This window comes from Polaromonas sp. P1_E12 (genome assembly GCF_056405975.1).
In genome coordinates, this window is record NZ_JBFUBB010000008.1 from 25,670 (window position 1) to 46,216 (window position 20,547).

A 20,547-nucleotide genomic window follows, 5' to 3' on the forward strand; every position below is an offset into this window, starting at 1 on the left:
CTTCCATGAATGCCGGGCCAGTTGCGGCCCTACCGGTTTTCGGGCAGAGAGATATGGGAGACAGGGGTCTGCATCGTTGCAGTCTGCCTTATTTCACCAGCTCCACCCGCATGGCGTCAATCACCGCCCTGTAGTCGGGTTTCCCGAAAATCGCACTGCCCGCGACAAAGGTATCGGCACCGGCCGATGCCACGCGCGCGATATTGTCGGTCTTGATGCCCCCGTCGACTTCCAGGCGAATGTCTTTTCCCGAAGCATCAATGCGTTTTCTCGCATCTTCTATTTTGCGCAGCGCGGAGTCAATAAAGCTTTGTCCGCCAAAGCCCGGATTGACGCTCATGATCAGGATGAGATCAATATCCTCAATCACCCAGTCCAGCACATCCAGCGGAGAAGCCGGGTTGAACACCAGCCCCGCTTTGCAGCCTTTTGCCTTGATGGCCTGCACGCTGCGGTGCACGTGGCCCGACGCCTCGGGGTGAAAACTGATGAAGTCGGCACCTGCATCGGCAAAGGCTGCAGCCAGTGCATCGACGGGCTGCACCATCAGGTGGACATCCACCGGCACGGCAGTGCCATCAGCTTTTTTTGCATGAGGCTTGAGGGCCTGGCAAATCATCGGCCCAAAGGTGAGGTTGGGCACATAGTGATTGTCCATGACGTCGAAGTGGATCCAGTCGGCTCCTGCAGCAATCACGGCTTTGATCTCGTCACCCAGCCGGGCAAAGTCGGCAGACAAAATGGAGGGAGCGATCCGGTAAGTGGGTGGCGTGTTTTTAGGCATGGCCGGATTGTCGCAGCAAGCCGCCGCCGCGTCATGCCCGCACGCATGGCAGCCTCCCGGGCAGGCGGTTAACATGGACGCCAACCGTTTACCTGCCATGCCCAAATACCAGTTCTCCTGCGAAGTCGTTCCGCAATACCAGCCTGACCAGTCGGCCCCGGAAGACCACATCTACGGGTTTTCCTATACCGTCACAGTAACCAACACCGGCGACGTGACCGCCCAGCTGATTTCCCGCCACTGGATCATCAGCGACGCCAACGGTCACAACGAGGAAGTCAAAGGGCTTGGCGTTGTGGGTCACCAGCCGCTGCTCAAGCCGGGTGAGTCCTTCCAGTACACCAGCGGATCGCGCCTGCGCACGCCCACCGGCACCATGCACGGCAGCTATTTTTGTGTGGCCGAAGATGGCGAACGTTTTGACGTACCCATTGCCATGTTCGTTCTGGAAGCACACAACGGCAGCGCCCCGCACGGCCGGGTGCTGCACTGAACGGATGGGTTTGACCGGCTGATGAAGGATCTTGCTTCCCTCCTGAAGGCGCTCGACCCCGACGCCGACCTGGCCCAGCGCCACGTCTGGCTGATCAAGCTTTTCGAGTGGATTCGCGGCGACCAGACTTCCGTGCCTGCGGCCGTGTCACGAGTACAGGCGTTGATGGACGCCGTGGAGATGCAACCCGAAGTGCGCACACGGCTGCAAGCCTGGTGGCAAACGCTGATGCAGACCGTTGACATCACCACCTTGCTGGCCGACTTCGGCTTTGCTCCGCGCACGGCGTTTGTCAGCGAGCTGGCCGAACGCCTGCGTCGCAAGCTGCTACCCGGAACGCCCGAAACCACCGATGCTTCGGAGCTTTTCCCACTGGTCGCCCCCACACGTTTCGATGCCCAGTGGATGGGCGCACTGGAAGACGCCCAGATCAGCCGCCTCACGCAGCTGTTGTCGGCCAGCCCAAAGCTGGATGCACTGCACTGGCAATACAGCCTGATGGACGCCCTGACGTATTGCACCGCGCAGATTCGCGCCACCGGTTTTGCGCCGGAGCTGCGTCTGCGCATGAACCGCGCCACGCCACACGCCCGGGCCTTCCATGCCTTGCCCGCTGATATCGACGAGCTGCGCAACGCGTTCTTCAAGCCTGACCGGAACGAAGCCCAACTGCAATCCGCCATCGCACAGTACCGTGAGCGACTGGACGCCTGCCGCCAGGCCGTCAACAGCATTTACGTGCATCTTGAAGACCACGGTATCTCCGTCGGCATGGTGTTTCGCCTGCGCCAGTTGCGCGAACGCATCCTGCGCGTGCGCGAACTGCTGGACGCTCTGCTTTCGGCCAAACCCGGCATGGCTGCGCTGAAACTACTGACGCGCCGCGTCATCACGGCGCAGGAGAGTAAAAGCATAGGCGCGCTGATCAGCGCCAACTCCACGCTGCTGTCGGCCAAGATGGCTGAGCGCAGCGCAGAGACCGGGGAAACCTACATCACCCGTACCCGCGAGGAATACCGCGAAATGCTGGGCAAGGCCATGGGCGGCGGAGCGATCACCGCTTTCACCACGCTCCTGAAATTCATGGTCGTGGCAGTTGGTCTTTCTGCCTTCTGGGGCGGCTTCTGGTCCAGCGTCGTCTATGCCGGCAGCTTTGTTGTCATCCAGCTGCTGCATTTCACATTGGCCACCAAGCAGCCTGCCATGACCGCACCGGCGATGGCGGCCAAGCTCAAGGACATCGGTTCGGTCGATACGACCGGCCCCATTGAAGCGTTTGTCGACGAGGTGACGCACCTGGTGCGTTCGCAAGTTGCGGCGGTGTGCGGCAATGTATTCATGGTCGTTCCGGCCGTGCTGCTCGTCAACACGCTGATCCAGGTCGTTCTGGGCCGGCCCATGATCAGCGTCGCCGACGCGCACCACGTGCTGGAAACCCTCACCGTGATGGGCCCCGCCCTGCTATGGGCCGGGTTCACCGGCGGCATCCTGTTCGCAGCCAGCATGATCGGGGGCTGGACCGAGAACTGGTTTGTACTGCATCATCTTGACTCGGCGATGCGCCACAACCCGCGCATCACTTCCGTGCTGGGGGGCGAGCGCGCTGCGCGCTGGTCCGGCTTCATGCGCGACAACATTTCGGGTTTCGCGTCCAACATCGCACTGGGTTTCATGCTCGGCCTCATACCGGCCTTTACCGGTTTCTTCGGGCTTGAACTCCAGGCCCGCCACGTCACCCTGTCAACCGGACAACTGGCGGCGGCCGGCGCCTCTCTCGGGCTCGAAGCATTCCGGCACTGGCAAATCTGGTCCTGCATTCTTGCCATTCCCCTGATAGGCGCGCTCAACCTCGGCGTGAGTTTTTACCTGGCGTTTCGCCTGGCCCTGCAGGCGCACAACGTGAGCAACCTGGACCGGGCCCGCATACGCATCGCCATCTGGGCACGCCTGCGCAGCCACCCGCGCAGCTTCTTCATGCCCTAAACAAGCAGCACCCCCGTCCAGGCTCACTGCGTGTAGCCTGCTCCCCCCTCGAGGGGGCGGCGCCTGCGGTCTGGCAAAGCCAGTCCCGCGGCACCTCTGGTAGTGCCCACTGAATTCTTCAAGCAAGCAGGGGCCGCGGAACCGGCTTTGCCGGGCCGCAGGCGCCGTCCCCTGCAAGGGGAAAAGGGCTACACGCGGTGAGCCCGATAGGGGTGTGCTTCATGTTCAGGTCTTGTCCTACAGCCCCCGCCGCGAGGCGCCTGTAAATTAATGCAACGTTTCTTTTCAAGAACACCATCGGGCTTCACGCCGCCAAGGCTGGCCACTCAACGCGCAACATGCCGCAGACACAGGCATGCTTGTAGAAGAAGTCCTGACGACAGTGGAGACAACCCCGTATGAACGAAATCCTGGCCATATGGGCTGAGTGGATCAAGCCGTCGGCAGGTTTGCCGACCGTGCAATGGTCCATCCTGCTGGCGGTAGCCGCCGCCGCCGGCCACCTCGCCAACCGCTACACCGGCCTGCCCAAGGTCATCGGCTATTCACTCGTCGGCGGCCTGGCCGGCCTGGCCGGTTTTACCGGCGCCGTGTGGCCATTGCAGGGCACCGGGCTTTTCCTGCTGGAGCTGGGCGTTGCCGTGGTGCTGTTTGAAGCGGGCGGGCGCATTCCGCTGCGCTGGTTTCGCCACAACCCCATGGTGCTGGTGCAAAGCCTGGCTGAATCTGCCCTCACCTATGTTTTTGTCCACTGGGCCCTGAGCAAGCTGGGTGTGCGCGAGATCGTTGCGGAGTCGCTCGCGCTGCTGGCCATGGCCGCTTCACCGGCCGTTCTCTCGCGCGTGGCGATCGACACAGGCGCCGCCGGGCCGGTGACGGAGCGCGCCCTGGTGCTGTCAACGCTGGGCACCCTGTATGCCCTCACACTGTGCAGCGCCCGCGCCGGCCTGATGCCGCGGGGCGAAGCCGCGCTGTCAAGCCCGCTCTATGCAGTGCTGGTGGTGCTGGGCCTGTCTGTCGTGGTCGGCGCTGTGCTCGCCCTCACATTGCGCATCGCCTTGCGGGTGATGAGCCCCACCAGCGAAAACACCGCCATCCTGCTGCTGGCACTGATCGCCACAGGTGCGGCGCTTGCAGCCCACTTCGGCGGCTCGGCGCCGCTGGCGGCCCTGCTGGGCGGCATGCTGCTCAAGCAACTGAACCCGCGCCCCTGGTCATGGCCGCGGCAGATGGGCACGGCCTCGTCGATGCTGACCATGCTGATGTTTGTGCTGGTCTCCGTCGTCGCCGCGCAAGCAGACTGGAGCGGGCCTGTTGCCGGGCTCGTCATCGGCATGGTCGTGGCCCGCATGGTTGCCAAGATTGCCGGTGTCGCCATCGGCAACGTGGGCAGCGGCGCCAGCTGGAAGCAGGCCCTCTGGGTCGGCTGCGCGATGTCGCCGATGTCATCGGTGGCGCTGCTGCTGGTCTCACAGTTTGCAGCGGCCTCAGGCGCGACCGGGCGCCAGATTGCCAGCGTGGCCCTGCCTGCGATCTTGCTGATGGAAGTGCTGGGTGCCGTGCTCGCCACCGTGGCCATCTACCGCTCAGGCGAAAGCTCCAAACCCTGGGCGCCGCTCACACGCAGCCCTTCAACAGGACCTGTTCATGAGTCTTGAACCTTTCCAGAAGTCCGCAGCCCTCTCGCTGGGTGTCGAGCTTGAACTGCAGCTCGTCAATACCCACGACTACGACCTCGCGCCGTATGCCGAAGACATGCTGCGCCTGATGGCCAAAATTCCGCTACCCGGCGCCGTGGTGCCGGAGATGACGTCCAGCATGATCGAGATCTCGACCGGCGTGTGCCATAACGCCTCGGAGGTGCTGGGCCAGCTTTCGCAGATTCGCGACGCGCTCGTCAAGAGCGCCGACAAGCTCAACATTGCGGTGGTGGGCGGCGGCACGCATCCGTTCCAGCAATGGCACGAGCGCCGCATTTACGACAAACCGCGCTTTCGCGAACTGTCGGAGCTGTACGGCTACCTTTCCAAGCAGTTCACGATCTTCGGCCAGCACGTGCACGTGGGCTGCCCCGACGCCGACAGTGCCTTGCTGACGCTGCACCGCATGTCGCGCTATATCCCGCACTTCATTGCCCTGTCGGCGTCTTCGCCTTATGTGCAGGGGCAAGACACAGCGTTTGATTCGGCGCGGCTCAACTCCGTGTTTGCCTTTCCGCTGTCGGGACGTGCACCGTTCGCGTTGACGTGGGACGACTTCACCGTCTACTTCGACAAGATGACGCGCACCGGCGTGGTCAAGAGCATGAAGGATTTTTACTGGGACATCCGGCCCAAGCCGGAGTTCGGCACCATCGAGATCCGCGTGTTCGACACCCCGCTGACCGTGGAGCGTGCCACCGCGCTGGCCGGCTTTGTGCAGTCACTGGCCTCCTGGTTCATGCACGAACAGCCCTTCATGCCGGTCGAAGACGATTACCTGGTCTACACCTACAACCGCTTCCAGGCCTGCCGCTTCGGGCTGGACGCAGTCTATGTCGACCCGGCCACGGGCGGGCACATGCCGCTGCGCGAGCACATCCTGCTGACCATGGCACAGATTGAACGCCATGCCACCGGCATGGGTGCCGGTGCGTCGCTGCACCTGCTGCGCAACAGCGTGGAGCGCGCCGACAATGACGCCCGCTGGCTGCGCGAAAAGCAAGGCGAGGAACACCTGCTGGCCGAAGTCATACGCCAGGCGGCCGACCGTTTCCGCGGTGGCGTCACGCACCAACAACATCCCTGATCCGGCTTTGCCGGATACCCTTGTATGCTCGGCATATGGGTGAATTTGACCTGATCGCACGCTATTTCACGCGCCCCGCCGGCCGGGCCGTCCTGGGTGTCGGTGACGACTGCGCGTTGCTGCAGCCCGCGCCCGGCACACAGCTGGCCATCTCCAGCGACATGCTGGTCGAGGGCCGGCATTTCTTTGCGGATGTGGATCCTTTTACGCTGGGCCACAAGGCGCTGGCCGTCAACCTTAGCGACCTGGCCGCCTGCGGCGCCCAGCCCCTGGCATTCACACTGGCCCTGGCCCTGCCCCTTATCGACGAAGCCTGGCTGGCCGCATTTTCGCAAGGCCTGCTGTCGCTGGCCGACGCGCACGGCTGTGAACTGGTGGGCGGCGACACCACCCAGGGTCCGCTCAACATCTGCATCACGGTGTTTGGCGAAGTGCCTGTGGTCGGCGGCAAGAGCCAGGCGTTGCTGCGCTCCGGCGCAAAGCCCGGCGACGACATCTATGTCAGCGGCACGCTGGGTGACGCCCGGCTTGCCCTGGAGGCGCTGCGCGGCGCCCTGGCCCTGCCTCCAGGCGTCCTTGCACAGACCCGCCAGCGGCTCGAACAACCCACGCCGCGCGTCGCCCTCGGCCTGGCCCTGCGGGGTGTTGCTTCTGCCGCCATCGACGTGAGCGACGGCCTGCTGGGCGACTTGCAGCACATCCTCAAGGCGTCCGGCGCCGGTGCCACCATCGACAGCTCGGCCACTATCAATTTGATAGCTGCTTGCGCTCATCCTGATTGGCCTGAAGGCACAATTCCCCATGAAAAGCAGTTGGAATGCGTACTGGCCGGCGGGGATGACTATGAGCTCGCCTTCACCGCGCCGCCCTCCGCGCGTGAGGCCGTGCGGGCAGCTTCACGGCTTGCCGCAACGCCCGTCACCCGCATCGGGCAAATCGACTCCCAGCCGGGCCTTCGCCTGATCGACGCACAGGGAAAAGCTGTTTCGCAGCAGTTTTCCTCGTTTGATCACTTTGCCCGGAAGTAAGAAGCGTCGGAAGAAAGCGTCTGCGCCTTTACTTCGCGTCCACCAGGGTGCGAATGTCCAGCAAGGTCAGCTCATTGGCATCCGGCTTGCCGATTTCACGGCCTGACGAATACGGGAAATTGTTGTCGTTGACCAGCACGATGTGCGTGGCGTCAACAATCGCCAGCCCTTCAGGGCCCAGGTGCGGCAATGAAAACACCGCTTCATTGGGCCCCAGCCTGGCCAGCCGCTGCGGATTGGCGATGCGGGTCAGGTCGACATAGGCCACCTTGCGCACAAAGCCGTCCGCATCGCTTGCCGCCAGGTCGATCTTGTAGACACGCTTGAAACGCGCGGGCCGGGTGAAGCAGTCGGTGCGCGCTTCGCCTGGGCACGCCGGCGACTGGCCTTCGGTGCTGTCGTCGCGTTCAATCACCAGACCGGTCGTGGCGTCCAGCAACTGGAAGTCGGCGGCGACGTTGCCCACTTCTTCCAGCAGGTACTTCCACTGCTTGCCGGCGAAACTGCGCGAGGCTGCATCCACCTCATTGATGCGTACATAGGTTTTGTCGCCTGCCTTTTCCACGCTTTTGGCGGCGGTATCGAACAGCGGGCCTTCAAACATCGGGTACAGCTTGCTGCCGTCGGGCGATCGGGCCATGGCTTCAAACCCGTTGGAACGGCGCACCTCAAACAGGGCCTCGCCCGGCAGGTTGGGCAAACGGCCCTGCATGTAGTGATCGGGCGATGCCAGCAGCTTGCCGTTGATGACCGTCTCGGTCACGCCCAGCACGCGGCCCTGAAAGTCCGTGCGCAAGAGGTAGGGACCATACTCGTCGCCGATCCACCATTCGTTGCCCACCACCTGGATGGACTCGGGATCGAAATCGATGCCGGTGAGATAACGGCGCTGCGTGTTTTCGTTCTGGATGTGAAAAGGCACGCGCTTGTCGGGATCGCTCAGGAAGACGGTGCTGCGCCGCCGGACCTGGCCTTTGGCCCAGTCCACCGACAACCGGTGCACCATCAGCAGCGCGTCCTGCGAATTGACCTTGTTGCCAAAGCCGTTGTCGGTCAGCGCCAGGAAGTCGCCTTTGCCCAGGGACACAATACCCGAAAACCCCTGCACCGACTGCCCCTTCATGGGCAGGGTGCCGCCGGAAGCACGCGGGTATTTGGGGTCGCCCACAAAAGTGTTGGCGCTTTCGCTGCCCAGCCGCTCATTGCGCTGACGTTTTGCATTGGCAAATTTCCCGGCCGTGGCGAAAAAAGGACCTGCATCGCGAGGCGCTGCCACGGCCGTGGTGGCACTCAGGGCTGCATGGCCGGCAAGAACCGCCTCCACCGCCGGGGCCGCCTGTGTCTGCGCGCGCCCGGCACCTGAAGCCAGGCACAACGCGCAAGCCGCCGCCAGGGTCAATCCATTCATCTTTGTCAAAACCGACATGCTTATCCTCCGTATTGAAGCGGTGGACTTTGACGCCTTTCTGTGAAGCGGCTGTGACAGGCGGGTGCACCCGCGTGTTCAGGTCTCGGTGTGTTTGCGCAGCCGGGCATGGCGCGCCAGACTCTGTACAAACCGGGTTGCGGCCCGCAGGGCGGCCGGGGCGGCCCCATTGCCGAAATTCTCCACGGCCTCGCGGCGTAGTTGCCTGGCTCGCTGCCCGGCCAGATCGATCAGGCGATTGTGCTCGTCAAGCGAAAGGGTGCGGTTCATGATGTTTTCCTTTTCTGTCCCCGGGGTTTGCGGGGGGTGAAAGCACTGTAGGAAAAGCACGGCCCGCCGGAAACGGCATGGTCCGCAAATGGGTCTTGCGCTGGCTGCAAAGCCGCCCGCAGGCCTTGTACTGGTTACCATTGACCCATGCGCAACCTTGGCTTCGACGACATGCTCCTCTTTGCCCGCGTGGCCGAGCTGGGCACCCTCTCGGCTGTGGCCCGCGAACGCGACGTGCCGGTCAGCCAGGTTTCGCGCAGCCTGAGCCGCATCGAAAAAGCCTGCGGTACGCGCCTTATCCATCGCTCCACGCACGGGCTGGCGCCCACCGCCGAGGGCGAAACCTTTCTGCAGTACTGCCGCCGCATCGTGGGAACGCTCGACGAACTGGAAGGCGAATTTGCCAGCCAGTCGCGGCAAGCCACCGGCTGGGTGCGTGTGGCGGCCAGCACGGTGGTCGCCCAGTACCTGCTGGCGCCCAGTTTTGACAGCCTGCACCAGCGCCATCCGCAGCTGTGCGTGGACCTCCAGGTGGAAGACCGCCTGGTGGACATGGCGCGCGATGGCATCGACATCGCGATTCGCACCGGTACACCGGTGACCGACACGGTCGTTGCACGGCAAATCGGTGCGTTGGGCCGGCGGCTGTATGCCGCGCCGGGCTATCTTCAGGCCTACGGAACACCCCGGCACCCCGATGAGCTGCACAGCCACCGGCTGATCACCAACAGCGGCGTGCCCATGCTCAACCACTGGCCCTTCGTGATTGACGGGAAACCCAGCGTGATCGTGCCCAAGGCATCCTGGCGATCCGACAATACCGGCATGACCGCCACGCTGACGCTGCAGGGGCTGGGCATTTCACGCTGCGCCACACTGGTCGCCGAACCGCTGGTGCGCCAGGGTTTGCTCGTCCCGGTGCTTGCGGACTTTGTCGACGACCAGCCCAGCCCGATTTACGCCGTGACGCTTACCAACCGCCACCGCCTGCCCAAAATCAAGGCCTGTATCGACCATTGGGCCGAGTGGCTGGAGAAAACCAGCGCGGCCCCAGCCTCATGATCCCCATGTCCGAACTCACTCCCCCATCAGAAACCCTCAGCCCACCGCGGTTCCGGCCCAATGTCCGGTTCCTGCTGTCGCACCCTGCGCATTTCATCGCCCTTGGTTTCGGCTCGGGCCTGAGCCCGGTGGCACCCGGCACGGCCGGCACACTGTGGGCATGGCTGGCCTTTCTGGTGCTGCAGCAATGGCTGTCGCCGGCCGACATGGGCTGGCTGATTGCCGCCTCTACCCTGATTGGCTGGTGGGCCTGCACCGTCACCGCGAAGGCCATGAACGTGCTCGACCCCGGCAACATCGTCTGGGACGAAGTGGTGGCCTTCTGGCTGGTGTTGTGGCTGGTCATGCCGGCGGGCTTCGAAGCGCAACTTGCTGCATTTTTGCTGTTCCGCTTTTTTGACGCCGTGAAGCCCGGCCCGGTGGCATGGGCGGATCAGGCTTTCAAGGGCTTTAGCTGGCGCGGCGGCTTCGGGATTTTGTTTGACGACTTCGTGGCCGCGTTCTGCGCCTTGCTGGTGATCGCCTTCTGGAGGTTCTGGTGAGCAACGAATTGCTATTAAAAGAGGAGCTGCTTGCGCCCGTATCTATTGGCTTGGTGGCCGATTTATTGCTCAAAAAGGGCTGGATGCTTGCGACGGCCGAAAGCTGCACCGGCGGCATGATTTCGGCGGTGTGCACCGACCTGGCGGGCTCCAGCACCTGGTTCGAGCGCGGCTTTGTCACCTATTCCAACGAAGCGAAAAACGAACTGCTGGGTGTAGATGCTGCGCTGATTGCCGTGCACGGCGCTGTCAGCGAAGAAGTGGCCCGTGCGATGGCCTCCGGAGCCTTGGCCCGCTCGCGCGCGCAGGTGTCCGTGGCCGTCACCGGAGTGGCCGGTCCGACAGGCGGCAGTGCCGCCAAGCCTGTCGGCACGGTATGGTTTGGTTTTGCGCTGCCCGGCCGGCTGGTGTCTGAAGTCCGGCGCTTTGACGGCGACCGCGCCGCGGTGCGCAGCGCCACGGTGCAGCATGCGCTGCAGCGGCTGCTGCAATTGCTGCGCGAAGCCGGCTGACGCGTGAGCGACGCCGGCCCCTACCAAAGCGCTATAGAGTCGCGAAGCCACGAGGCCACCCGAAAACAACCACCCAGGAGACACCATGCACCCCAACCAGGCCACCCTCGAGAAGTTTTACAGCGCTTTTACACGGCTGGATTCCGACACCATGGCGACCTGCTACGCCCCGGACGCCGCTTTCGACGACGCGGCGTTTTCACTGCGGGGGCACCGCGAGGTCACCGGCATGTGGCACATGCTGTGCGACGCCACAAAAGCCAAGGGCATGGATGTCTGGAAACTCACCTACAGCGGGCTGGAAGCCGGCGCGAGCACGGGAAAATCACACTGGGACGCCTACTACCGCTTCAGCGCCACTGGGCGCATGGTGCACAACAGCATTGACGGCGCGTTTGAATTCAATGAACAGGGCCTGATCACGCGGCACCGTGATCACTTTGATTTCTGGACCTGGTCGCGGCAGGCGCTGGGCGCGCCCGGCCTGCTGCTGGGCTGGACGCCTTTCCTGCGCAACAAGGTGCGGGCACAGGCGGCGGCGAATCTGCAAAAATACCTGGTGACGCGACACTAGGCCCGCGCAAGAGTTGATTTGAACGGGAGTTTTCATGTCCTGGTTTGACGGTTTTGAATCACGCAGCTTTGAGGTCAACGGCGCGTCCATCAACGCGCGGTTTTCCCGGGTCGTGCCGGGTGATCCGCTGCGCCCGGCCCTGTTGCTGCTGCATGGTTTTCCGCAGTCGCATGTGATGTGGCACCGCGTGGCGCAGCGCCTGGCAAAACACTATTTCCTGGTCATGCCCGACCTGCGGGGTTACGGAGACTCTTCCAAAACCGCAGGCCTGCCCGACCACAGCAACTACAGCAAACGCAACATGGCGCACGACATGGTCGGGGTGATGGATACCCTGGGTGTGGACCGCTTTTACCTCTGCGGCCACGACCGCGGCGGGCGTGTGGCGCACCGGCTGGCGCTGGACTATGCGGCACGCGTGCAAAAACTCTGCATCATCGACATAGCCCCCACACTGGACATGTACGAAGGCCGCAGCATGACGGAGCCCTACATGGCGTTTGCGCGTGCCTATTACCACTGGTTCCATATGTTGCAGCCGGCGCCGCTGCCCGAAATCATGATGGGCGCCAACCATCCCGAAACCGCCAAAGCCTACCTGCACGCCAAGCTCGGCGGCTGGGGCAGCGCGGGGCTCAATTACATCGAACCTCAGGCCCTGGCCGAATATGAACGCTGCTTTTGCAACGCCGAAGCGCTGCATGCGGCCTGCGAAGACTACCGGGCAAGCGCCGGGATTGACCTGGACCACGACCGCGAAAGCCGCGCGCAGCACCTGACGGTGGCCTGCGATTTGCTGCTCCTGTGGGGCGAACGCGGTGTGGTGCACCGGATGTTCGACCCGCTGGCGCTGTGGGAGGCGCAATGCAGCGGCGAGGTCTCGGGCCATGCCGTACCGGCGGGCCACTTCATCCCCGAAGAACAGCCCGTGGCGACGGCCACTGCGCTGCACAACTTCTTTCGCTGACTTCAAGGGACGGCCATGTCGACTTATACGGCAGAGGTTTTGTGGGAAATCAATGGCGGTGATTTCCCGGGAAACCGCTACAGCCGCAGGCACCTGATCCGCTTCGACGGCGGCCTCGAAGTGCCGGGCTCTTCTTCACCACATGTGGTGCCCCTGCCGATGTCGGACGCATCGGCCATGGACCCGGAAGAGGCATTCGTCGCCTCGCTGTCGAGCTGCCACATGCTGTGGTTTTTGTCGATCGCAGCCAAGCGCAGGTTTTCCGTGACACGCTACTTTGATGCGGCCAGCGGCGTGATGGAAAAGAGCGCGGAGGGAAAAATCGCCATGACCACCGTCACCTTGCGGCCTGACGTGGCGTTTGCCGGTGAACGCATGCCGACACGCGCCGAGATCGACAAGCTGCACCATGAGGCCCACGACGCCTGCTTCATCGCGAACTCGGTGAAAACCGATGTGCGCTGCGAGCCTGTGTATGGCGACGCATGACTGACCGCAGGCCGCTGCTGGTCGCTCTCGGCCTGCCGGTACTGGCCGCGCTGGTGTGGTCGGGGATGGCGCCGTATGACCGGGGCACCTGGATGCTCGAGGTGGCGCCCACCGTCATCGCCGCACCGGTGCTGCTGGCCACGGGCCGGCGCTACCCGCTGACGACCTTGCTGTATGTGCTGATTGCGCTGCACATGCTGGTGCTGATCGTGGGTGGCGCCTACACCTATGCCAGGGTGCCGCCGGGTTTCTGGCTGCAGGATTTGTTTCACCTGGGCCGCAACCCTTACGACAAGGTCGGCCACTTCATGCAGGGGCTGGTGCCTGCGCTGGTGGCACGCGAGGTATTGCTGCAGCGCGGCTACCTGGGCAGCCGCCGCATGGCGGGGTTTCTGTCGGTGTGCGTGGCCATGGCCATCAGCGCGGTGTATGAGCTGGTGGAGTGGTGGGCGGCCCTGGCGCTGGGTCAGGGCGCGGATGAATTTCTGGGAACCCAGGGGGACCCCTGGGACACGCAGTCGGACATGTTCATGGCCTTGATCGGAGCTGCGGTGGCCATCACGTTGCTGGGCCGGTGGCATGACCGGCAAATGCGCAAGCTGTCGGGTTTGTAGGCATTTGGGCCACAGGGCAATTGGGTCGGGCGCAAGCCGCTATTGAATTCATAGCAAACGGATGAAATCCATCTGGAAGGCGGTTCTTCCTCTTGCGACCTCATGCCCTGCGTGCCAACCCTGCCAGAATCCCCCCATGCAATTTTTCAAAGACCTCAACCTCGCCGCCTTCACCGCGGGCTTCGTGGCAGTACTGGTCGGCTTCACCAGCTCGGTTGCCATCGTCTTTCAGGCAGCCCTTGCCTTCAACGCCACGCCTGCCGAGATTGCCTCGTGGATGTGGGCGCTCGGCATCGGCATGGGTTTGTGCTCTCTTGTGCCGTCGTTGTGGTTGAAGAAGCCGGTGATGGTGGCCTGGTCCACACCGGGTGCCGCCGTGCTGGCTACTGCAGGGCTGGCTGGCGGTTTCTCGATGGGAGAGGCGGTTGCGGCATTTATGGTCAGTGCGGCGCTCATCACCTTGTTCGGCATCACCGGCTGGTTTGAAAAAGTCATGAACCGTATTCCTGTGGCCATCGCCTCCGCGTTGCTGGCGGGTGTGCTTGCGCGCTTCGGCATCCAGGCCTTTGCGGCAGCGCAAACGGCTTTGCCTTTGGTGCTGCTGATGCTGGCGATCTACTTATTGGGCAAGCGGTTGATGCCGCGCTATGCGGTAGTGCTGACGCTGGTCGGAGCCATTGTGTTTGTCGCTGCGCGCGGGCAACTGGCGTGGTCTGAGGTCGCTTTTTCGTTGGCGATGCCGGTGTTCGTGATGCCGAAGTTCACACTGGCCGCCACTGTCAGCCTGGCCATTCCGCTATTTGTGGTGACCATGGCTTCGCAGAATCTGCCGGGCGTGGCGGCCATCCATGCGGCGGGCTATGGGCCCGACAGTCCGGACGGCGGCATTCCGGTGTCAAAAATCATCACGCTGAGCGGCCTGGCCACGCTGGTGCTGGCGCCTTTTGGCGCGTTTGCCCTCAACCTGAGCGCCATCACGGCGGCCATCTGCATGGGCCGGGAAGCGCATGAGGACCCCGCCAGGCGCTACACCGCGACCGTTTGCTGCGGCGCCATTTATATCGTGATCGGCATATTCGGCGCAGCGATCACCGGCCTGCTGACAGCTTTTCCGAAGGAGCTGGTCGTCGCCATTGCCGGACTGGCGCTGCTGGGTACCATCGGCAACGGCCTGGCCGCGGCGGTGAAGGAGGAATCGCACCGGGAAGCGGCGCTTATCACTTTTCTCGTCACCTTGTCGGGCGTCGCAATAGCCGGTGTGGGCTCGGCCTTTTGGGGTGTCGTCGCGGGCGCGATTGCACTCTTTGTACAACAATATGGCCAACAGCGCCGCGAAGCCCGCTCCGGGGCGGCGCCAAACCCAGGGACACGTTCCACACCATGAACCTTCTTTTTGTTGCCGATCCGCTCGAGTCATTCAAGATTTACAAGGACACCACCTTTGCCATGATGCGGGAGGCGCAGCGGCGCGGGCACCGCATCAGCGCGTGTGAACCGGCCGACATGAGCTGGCAGACCGGCGCGAAAGTCACGGCCCAGGTGCGCCACATCACGCTGACAGGCGATGCAGATGTGTGGTTCACGGCCGATGCCGCCCGGCCCGACGGCCGCGAAGCCATTGCGGGTTTTGATGCGGCGGTCATGCGCAAGGACCCGCCTTTTGACAGTGAATACTTTTACAGCACGCACCTGCTGGAGCAGGCCGAGCGTGAAGGCGCCAGGGTTTTCAACAAGCCCGCCGCCTTGCGCGACCATCCCGAAAAGCTCGCCATCCTCGAGTTTGCGCAATTCAGCGGCCCGACGCTGGTCACGCGCAGCGCGGCCGACATCAAGCGCTTTCATGCCGAACACAAGGACATCATCCTCAAGCCGCTGGACGGCATGGGCGGCATGGGCATCTTCCGCGTGAAGGAAGACGGCCTGAATCTGGGTAGCATCACCGAAACACTGAACAGGAACGGCGCCGAAAGCGTGATGGTGCAGAAATTTTTGCCCGAGATCGTCAAGGGCGACAAGCGCGTGCTGGTCATCGGAGGCAAACCGGTTCCTTTCAGCCTGGCGCGCATTCCCCAAGGCAGCGAAGTGCGCGGCAATCTGGCGGCCGGCGGCGTGGGTGTGGCGCAGCCGCTCTCAAAGCGGGATTTTGAAATTGCCGAAGCACTGGGGCCGGTGCTGGCCGCGCGCGGCCTGCTGCTGGCCGGTGTCGACGTGATCGGCGACTATGTGACCGAGATCAACGTCACCAGCCCGACCTGTTTCCAGGAAATCCACGACCAGGCAGGCTTTGACGTGGCGGCCATGTTCATTGATGCACTGGAACAGGCTGTCACGACAGCCGGCGCCTGACAGCCCGATCACACAGGCGGGCTGCGGCTGTCAGGCGGCGATGAGCGCACCGCCTTCAAACACCTTGAGTTCCCCGGGCGCAAATGACGTCCAGGTTTCGTTGGTGGTGAGCGGCGCCGTGACCACCACAGCGACGCGGTCGGTCGGCCTGGTGTGCTCGGCAAAGTTCACGCTCACGTCCTCGTCGCTCAGCGTGGCATGCGCAAAGGGGTGCTTGCGCTCCACGTAATAGAGGTTGGTGGACGCGTGCGCCCACAAGGCCTGACCGTTGCTGAGCAAAAAGTTGAAAGTGCCGTGGGTGGCGATGTGCGCGGCAAGTTCCCGCAGCGTGATGCTCAGTTCCTGCACGCTGGGAACGCCCGCGTGCGACTTGGCCATCTCTTGCATGATCCAGCAAAAGGCGCGTTCGCTGTCGGTGGTGCCGACGGGCCGGAAGCTGCCGTGCAGGCGGGGAGAAAAATCTTTCAGGTCGCCGTTGTGGGCGAACACCCAGTAGCGGCCCCACAGCTCGCGCACAAAGGGGTGGCAGTTCTCCAGCGCGACACGGCCCTGCGTGGCCTTGCGGATATGTGAGATGACGTTGCGGCTTTTGATCGGGTAGCGGCTGATCAGCTCGGCCACCGGTGAACTGCAGGCCGGCTGGTGGTCGACAAAGTGGCGCAGGCCGCGGTCGCTGCCACCGGCCACGCTGTCGTCACCTTCAAAAAAAGCGATGCCCCAACCGTCGGCATGGTGGTCGGTGTGGCCGCCCCGCTGCGCGAAGCCCCTGAAACTGAAGGTCACATCCGTTGGGGCATTACAGTTCATGCCGAGAAGTTGGCACATGTCAGTCCGCTTCCTGCTTGTTATTCGGTAAGTGATCAGGTTGGGCGGGGGGCGGCACGCGAAGCTGCCATGCGGCCACCACGGCCAGTACGCACAGGGCGGCCAGCATCAGGAAGGCTTCATTGAAAGCAGCCAGCCGCGCCGGGCTGCTGGTGGCGTTGGCCAGCGAATCGCCATGGGCCGCAAGCCGCCACTCCAGCACGATGCCGCACAGGCTCACGCCGATCGCGCCGCCCAGCATGCGCAGGAAGTTGATGGCGCTTGCGCCCTGCGATAACAGATGCTCATGCAGTGGCCGGAGTGACCCGAGGTTGAGCGAAGGCAGGATAAAACCCAGCCCGATACGCCCCAGCGTGGCCCACGCCACCAGCATCCAGAGCCCCGAAGCCAGGTTCACCGTGAGCATCAATGCAAACGAGGCTGCCAGCAAAGCCAGCCCCGTGCTGACCAGCAGCCAGGTCGGGTGTTTGTCCGCCAGCCGGCCCACTCCCGCAATCGTGGCCGCCAACACCAGGCCCGCAGGCAACAGGATGGTGCCGACGTGCGAAGCCGAGAGATTCAAGCCCAGCTGCAGGTACACCGGCAGCAGGTAGGTGGAGCCAAACAGCGCGGTGCCGTAGATGAAAGCCACGATGCTGCCCATGGCAAAAGGCCGGTAGCCAAAGAGCGCCAGGTTCATCAGCGGTGCACCGCCCGAAGCCGCCAGGCGACGTTGCCACCAGATGAATGCTGCCAGCGCCACCAGCGCGGCGCCCAGCAATACAAAGGCATGCGCGCGCCCGGCGCCGTGCAGCTCAACCATGCCGTTGAGCAGGCACAGCGTGCCCACCGCGCCCAGCAACAGGCCGCGCCAGTCGATCATCGCGCCATTGCGGTTGGGCTCCACGCCGCCGGGCGCTGTGTCGGGCACGTAGCGGTAAGCCATCCACAGAGATACCAGGCAAAGCGGCACCACCATGAAAAAAATCGAGCGCCAGCCAAACAGGTCGACCAGCACACCGCCCACGCTGGGGCCCAGCGCCGGCGCCAGCACCACGCCCATGCCGAAGAGGCCGCTGGCGCGCCCCTGCTCGTGTGGCCCGAAGGCCCGCATGATGATGATCGCGGGAATCGGTTGCACCACACCGGCCGCCAGGCCCTCGGCCACGCGCGAACCCAGCACCAGCCCAAAGCTGTTGGCCAGACCGCCCACAATGCCGCCGGCCATCAGCAGCACCATGGTGCCCACATAGGTGCGGCGATAGCCGTAGCGCGAAAGCAGCCAGGGCGTGGTCAGCATGGAGACCGTCATGGCCACCATAAAGCCCGAGCTCACCCACTGCGCGCGCTCCTGCCCCAGCGTGAAGTAATGGCTCATGTCGGGAATCGCCACGTTCACGATGGTCGACGACATGATGGAAGCCATCGTGCCGATCATGACCGACAGCAGCAGCAACCACCGGTAACGCGGACCGTGGCGCGCCTGCAGGCCGGCAAGGGATGCGGGCATGGCCCGGGTGTCCGTCGTCAGTCTCTCGGCTCGGACCAGAGTTTGCCGCCGGTCGCCCAGTTTTCGCGCTTGATGTCGGTGATCAGGATGTCCACCGAGTCAGGCTGGCCGCCGAGAATTTCGACGCTGACGCGGGTAATGGCCTCGACGAGCTTTTTCTTCTGCTCGATGGTCCGGCCTTCCATCATTTCGACGTGGTAAGTGGGCATGGTGTCCTCTGGGGTGTGGTGGTTGATGCGGGTTGAACACAGGGTTTTACGGGTGTCCGGTCAACTGGCCCGCAAACATGTCTGATACCCGATGATAAAAGCAAGAGCCCGGCCTTGTTTTGTCGGCCTCCACTGACAGCATGACAGGTGTTGGCGCCGGGCCCCGGAGGCTTCGCCGGGGCTATCCTGTACCCTCGGGTTCTCCTGCCGGGTGTTCTCCTGCCAGGTGCTTTGCGCTTTCGGCCTTGCGGGCCCACCATTCATTCGGGCAAGCCACTTGTTTTTCACCACGCCATCCAGATCCACCGACCAACCCCTGCCTTTGCTGGCCGGGCGCAACTACCGTTGCCATTGCGGGCAGCCCGTCTTTTTTCGCAACAGCAAATGCCTGGCCTGCGGCACGCCGCTGGGTTATGACTGTGAGCGCGGCCTGCTGCTGCCGTTGATGCCTGGGCCGCAAGAGGGCACCTGGCAGGAATGGCAGGCCGCCGGCGCACCGGCCGGCGCGCCGCCCGACGACATCCAGCCGCCTTTGCTCGAGGAAATTCCTGGCCAGGAATCTGCGCCTGCCGCACCCGTTGAGGAAGCCGAGGCGACGCAGGCACCGCCCGCTCAGCCTGCCGAAAACGGCGAACCTCTTTACAGGCGATGCCTCAATCTCTCAACCCCCGCATCGTGCAACTGGCTGGTGCCGGTGGAGGACCCCGCCGACATGTGCCGGGCCTGCCGCCTCAACCGGACCATTCCGGACCTGACGGACCCAGCCCTGCCCGACAACGGTTACCTCTGGGGGCTGGTCGAGCTGGCCAAGCGCCGCCTGGTGTCCGCGCTGATCCTGCTCGGGCTGCCGGTGGCGTCCCGCATGAGCGAAGACACCGAGCGCGGCCTGATGTTCGACTTCCTGCGTTCGCCGGTGAACGGCCCGCACATCATGACGGGCCACAACACCGGCCTCATCACGCTCAACGTGGACGAGGCCGACGACGCCAAGCGCGAGGCGGTGCGCAAGGCCATGCGCGAGCCCTATCGCACGCTGCTTGGGCATTTCCGCCATGAAGTGGGCCACTACTACTGGGACCGCCTGCTGGCCGGCACTGCCTGGATGGACGGCTTTCACGCACTCTTCGGCGACGAAACCCTGGACTACAAGGCCAGCCTGCAGCGCAACTACGACGAGGGCCCGCCCGCGGACTGGCCGCTGCATTACGTGAGCGCCTACGCCAGTACTCACCCCTGGGAGGACTGGGCCGAGTGCTGGGCGCATTACCTGCACATGCGCGATGCGATCGACACCGCTTTAAGTTTCGGCCTGAGCGTCGATCACTTCGACCTGGAGTTCACGCCGTTCACGATAGATGCGCTGTATCAACCGGATCACCCGGATGCCGAACAGTTCCTCACCTTCCTGAACCACTGGACGCGGCTGACCACCATGCTCAACGAGATGTCGCGCAGCATGGGCCAGCCCGATTTCTATCCCTTCATCCTGCCAACGGAGGCGGTCGCCAAGCTGCACTTCATTCACCTGGTGGTGTCGTCGGGCAGCTGGCTGCAGGAGCAGGCCCCGGATGAGACACAGGCACAGACGCAGACCCAGAGCCCAACAGAGGAAGAAAATGGAGAAATGAAGGAATCGCAGCAGCAACAGCAAGGCTAGCGCGCGATTTTCAGGCAGAAAGAAGTTGCAGACCAATAAGGACGCGCGCAAGCAGCTATTTTTTTGATAGCGCCTGAATGGATTGCGATGCGTTAAAGTCGGCACAACGCCCACCCTCCACGCCCGCCCATTCATGCCCACCCGACCCAGAGGCCATCACTACAGCGTCTATGTGATCGAGCTTGGGCCCGAAGTGTGGAACGTGGCACGCTTTCGCCGCGCCAATCCGGACTACCAGCTGGGCAAGCCTTTTGTGTATGTGGGCATGACCGGGCTGGACCCGGATGTGCGTTTTGACAAACACAAGGCCGGCATTCAATCCAACCGTTTCGCCCGTGATTTCGGCGTGCGGCTTTTACCCAAGCTGTACGAGATGTACAACCCCATGCCCTACGACGCCGCGCGCGACATGGAAGTCGAACTGGGTATTGCCCTGCGCGAAGCGGGTTACGGTGTGTGGCAAGCCTGAGCGAGGCCGCACCAGGGCCGG

At 63.5% G+C, this 20,547-nt stretch carries 22 protein-coding genes; 16 read left to right on the forward strand and 6 right to left on the reverse strand.

Translation table 11 applies throughout. From position 1 onward, the window contains the following. Window positions 1–88: 88 nt before the first annotated feature. Window positions 89–784, reverse strand: a complete 696-nt coding sequence (gene rpe, locus AC1D13_RS20425; protein WP_457282302.1) for a ribulose-phosphate 3-epimerase — start codon at window positions 782–784, stop codon at window positions 89–91. Window positions 785–881: 97 nt separating this feature from the next. Between rpe and apaG the strand changes: the two genes are divergently transcribed. The 5 genes from apaG (at window position 882) to thiL (ending at window position 7,075) form a co-directional block, all read left to right on the forward strand. Beyond that, on the forward strand, window positions 882–1,277 hold the full coding sequence (gene apaG, locus AC1D13_RS20430; protein WP_457282449.1) for a Co2+/Mg2+ efflux protein ApaG: 396 nt from the start codon (window positions 882–884) through the stop codon (window positions 1,275–1,277). Between the two features lie 21 nt (window positions 1,278–1,298). Then, window positions 1,299–3,260 carry a site-specific recombinase gene (locus AC1D13_RS20435; RefSeq protein WP_457282303.1) on the forward strand — a complete coding sequence of 654 codons (1,962 nt, stop codon included), beginning with the start codon at window positions 1,299–1,301 and terminating at the stop codon, window positions 3,258–3,260. Window positions 3,261–3,658: 398 nt separating this feature from the next. After that, a complete protein-coding gene (locus tag AC1D13_RS20440) occupies window positions 3,659–4,918 on the forward strand; it encodes a cation:proton antiporter (protein WP_457282304.1) in 1,260 nt (419 codons plus the stop codon). Further along, the gene (locus AC1D13_RS20445; protein WP_457282305.1) at window positions 4,908–6,047 is read left to right on the forward strand and encodes a YbdK family carboxylate-amine ligase; all 1,140 of its coding nucleotides are present in this window, start codon (window positions 4,908–4,910) and stop codon (window positions 6,045–6,047) included. The genes AC1D13_RS20440 and AC1D13_RS20445 overlap by 11 nt, the downstream gene beginning before the upstream one ends. Before the next feature lie 35 nt (window positions 6,048–6,082). Continuing rightward, on the forward strand, window positions 6,083–7,075 hold the full coding sequence (thiL, locus tag AC1D13_RS20450) for a thiamine-phosphate kinase (protein ID WP_477690184.1): 993 nt from the start codon (window positions 6,083–6,085) through the stop codon (window positions 7,073–7,075). 28 nt (window positions 7,076–7,103) lie between these two features. On the opposite strand, the gene AC1D13_RS20455 is transcribed toward thiL, so the two are convergent. Further along, window positions 7,104–8,501: an esterase-like activity of phytase family protein gene (locus AC1D13_RS20455; protein WP_477690185.1), complete on the reverse strand. Its 1,398-nt coding sequence runs from the start codon at window positions 8,499–8,501 to the stop codon at window positions 7,104–7,106. Window positions 8,502–8,579: 78 nt separating this feature from the next. Then, on the reverse strand, window positions 8,580–8,771 hold the full coding sequence (locus AC1D13_RS20460) for a hypothetical protein (protein WP_457282308.1): 192 nt from the start codon (window positions 8,769–8,771) through the stop codon (window positions 8,580–8,582). A 147-nt stretch (window positions 8,772–8,918) separates the two neighbouring features. On the opposite strand from AC1D13_RS20460, the gene AC1D13_RS20465 reads away from it, so the two are divergent. The 9 genes from AC1D13_RS20465 to gshB all read left to right on the forward strand — a co-directional run bounded on the left by AC1D13_RS20465 (window position 8,919) and on the right by gshB (window position 15,877). Next, window positions 8,919–9,833, forward strand: a complete 915-nt coding sequence (locus AC1D13_RS20465; protein WP_477690186.1) for a LysR family transcriptional regulator — start codon at window positions 8,919–8,921, stop codon at window positions 9,831–9,833. A 5-nt stretch (window positions 9,834–9,838) separates the two neighbouring features. Then, entirely contained in the window at window positions 9,839–10,375 is a 537-nt protein-coding gene (locus AC1D13_RS20470) for a phosphatidylglycerophosphatase A family protein (protein ID WP_477690187.1), read from the forward strand. Further along, complete coding sequence (locus tag AC1D13_RS20475) at window positions 10,372–10,887, forward strand: CinA family protein (protein WP_477690188.1); 516 nt, start codon at window positions 10,372–10,374, stop codon at window positions 10,885–10,887. The genes AC1D13_RS20470 and AC1D13_RS20475 overlap by 4 nt, the downstream gene beginning before the upstream one ends. Window positions 10,888–10,972: 85 nt before the next feature. Beyond that, the gene (locus AC1D13_RS20480; RefSeq protein ID WP_457282312.1) at window positions 10,973–11,461 is read left to right on the forward strand and encodes a nuclear transport factor 2 family protein; all 489 of its coding nucleotides are present in this window, start codon (window positions 10,973–10,975) and stop codon (window positions 11,459–11,461) included. Between the two features lie 34 nt (window positions 11,462–11,495). Beyond that, window positions 11,496–12,428 carry an alpha/beta hydrolase gene (locus tag AC1D13_RS20485; protein ID WP_477690189.1) on the forward strand — a complete coding sequence of 311 codons (933 nt, stop codon included), beginning with the start codon at window positions 11,496–11,498 and terminating at the stop codon, window positions 12,426–12,428. A 15-nt stretch (window positions 12,429–12,443) separates the two neighbouring features. Then, the gene (locus AC1D13_RS20490) at window positions 12,444–12,917 is read left to right on the forward strand and encodes an OsmC family protein (RefSeq protein ID WP_477690190.1); all 474 of its coding nucleotides are present in this window, start codon (window positions 12,444–12,446) and stop codon (window positions 12,915–12,917) included. Continuing rightward, entirely contained in the window at window positions 12,914–13,531 is a 618-nt protein-coding gene (locus AC1D13_RS20495) for a DUF2238 domain-containing protein (protein ID WP_477690191.1), read from the forward strand. Before AC1D13_RS20490 ends, AC1D13_RS20495 begins: the two co-directional genes overlap by 4 nt. Window positions 13,532–13,667: 136 nt before the next feature. After that, the gene (locus tag AC1D13_RS20500; RefSeq protein ID WP_457282316.1) at window positions 13,668–14,915 is read left to right on the forward strand and encodes a benzoate/H(+) symporter BenE family transporter; all 1,248 of its coding nucleotides are present in this window, start codon (window positions 13,668–13,670) and stop codon (window positions 14,913–14,915) included. Continuing rightward, the gene (gene gshB, locus AC1D13_RS20505; protein WP_477690192.1) at window positions 14,912–15,877 is read left to right on the forward strand and encodes a glutathione synthase; all 966 of its coding nucleotides are present in this window, start codon (window positions 14,912–14,914) and stop codon (window positions 15,875–15,877) included. Before AC1D13_RS20500 ends, gshB begins: the two co-directional genes overlap by 4 nt. Before the next feature lie 30 nt (window positions 15,878–15,907). Here gshB and AC1D13_RS20510 read toward each other — a convergent pair whose 3' ends face one another. From AC1D13_RS20510 to AC1D13_RS20520, 3 genes are read right to left on the reverse strand one after another with little or no spacing between them, the layout of a single operon-like run. After that, on the reverse strand, window positions 15,908–16,702 hold the full coding sequence (locus tag AC1D13_RS20510; protein WP_457282318.1) for a class II glutamine amidotransferase: 795 nt from the start codon (window positions 16,700–16,702) through the stop codon (window positions 15,908–15,910). Window position 16,703: 1 nt separating this feature from the next. Further along, the gene (locus AC1D13_RS20515) at window positions 16,704–18,191 is read right to left on the reverse strand and encodes an MFS transporter (protein ID WP_477690193.1); all 1,488 of its coding nucleotides are present in this window, start codon (window positions 18,189–18,191) and stop codon (window positions 16,704–16,706) included. Between the two features lie 17 nt (window positions 18,192–18,208). Then, window positions 18,209–18,400 carry a 4-oxalocrotonate tautomerase gene (locus AC1D13_RS20520; protein WP_411881369.1) on the reverse strand — a complete coding sequence of 64 codons (192 nt, stop codon included), beginning with the start codon at window positions 18,398–18,400 and terminating at the stop codon, window positions 18,209–18,211. Between the two features lie 277 nt (window positions 18,401–18,677). Here AC1D13_RS20520 and AC1D13_RS20525 point away from each other — a divergent pair, with 277 nt between their 5' ends. Then, window positions 18,678–20,057 carry a zinc-binding metallopeptidase family protein gene (locus AC1D13_RS20525; RefSeq protein WP_477690194.1) on the forward strand — a complete coding sequence of 460 codons (1,380 nt, stop codon included), beginning with the start codon at window positions 18,678–18,680 and terminating at the stop codon, window positions 20,055–20,057. Window positions 20,058–20,190: 133 nt separating this feature from the next. Continuing rightward, entirely contained in the window at window positions 20,191–20,526 is a 336-nt protein-coding gene (locus AC1D13_RS20530) for a hypothetical protein (protein WP_457282321.1), read from the forward strand. The last annotated feature ends 21 nt before the right edge of the window (window positions 20,527–20,547 follow it).